Origin of the sequence: Teichococcus deserti (assembly GCF_001982615.1) — a bacterium.
In the GTDB taxonomy this organism is placed as follows: Bacteria; Pseudomonadota; Alphaproteobacteria; order Acetobacterales; family Acetobacteraceae; genus Pseudoroseomonas; species Pseudoroseomonas deserti.
On record NZ_MLCO01000591.1, the window covers coordinates 1 to 792 of the forward strand.

Genomic DNA, 792 nt, shown 5'->3' on the forward strand with positions numbered 1-792 from the left:
GGCACCAACCTGCCCGAGGCGCGGCGCATGCTGGAGCGCGCCGCCGAGCTGCGGCCGCAGGACGGCAACATCGCCGACAGCCTGGGCTGGGCGCTGTTCAAGCTGGGCGACCTGCCCGCCGCCACGCGCTGGATGGAGAAGGCGGTGGAGCTGGAATCGCGCAACTCGGTGATCAACGACCATCTGGGCGACGTCTACTGGGCCGCCGGCCGCCGCATCGAGGCGCAGTACCAGTGGCGCCGCGCCCTGACCCTGGAGCCCGAGCCGGGCGAGGCGCCGAAGATCGCCGCCAAGCTCCGCGACGGCCTCCCCTCCCGCTGATCTCTTCCAGTTGGGGGGCCCTCGATGGGGCCCCCCGGCGTTGCGCAAGGCCGCCCGTGACCCCGCCCGACCTGACCGCCCCGCCGCTGGCCGAGCCGGCGCCCGCCAAGATCAACCTGCACCTGCATCTGCTGGGCCGCCGCGCCGACGGCTACCACCTGCTCGACAGCCTGGCCGCCTTCGCCGGCGCCGGCGCCCCGGGCGGCGCCGACTGGCTGCGCTGGCAGCCCGGCGGCGCCTTCGCGCTGCGCGTCGAAGGGCCGGAGGCGGCGGCGCTGGCTGAAGAGCCCGACAACCTGGTGCTGCGCGCCGGCCGGCTGCTGGCGGAGGCAGCCGGCATCGCCCCGCACGGCCTGCTGGTGCTGGAGAAACACCTGCCGGTCGCCTCCGGCATCGGCGGCGGCTCGGCCGATGCGGCCGCAGCCCTGCGCCTGCTGAACCGGGTCTGGGAGGCCGGGCTCGGCCATGCCC

At 76.1% G+C, this 792-nt stretch carries 2 protein-coding genes; both read left to right on the forward strand.

The window, feature by feature from the left end:
- Positions 1 to 321, forward strand: a 321-nt coding sequence (locus tag BKE38_RS30240) for a tetratricopeptide repeat protein (RefSeq protein WP_131829830.1), incomplete at its 5' end; no start/stop codon positions are given.
- 56 nt (positions 322 to 377) lie between these two features.
- The coding region (locus tag BKE38_RS30245; protein ID WP_474104360.1) for a GHMP family kinase ATP-binding protein at positions 378 to 792 on the forward strand (415 nt) is incomplete at its 3' end.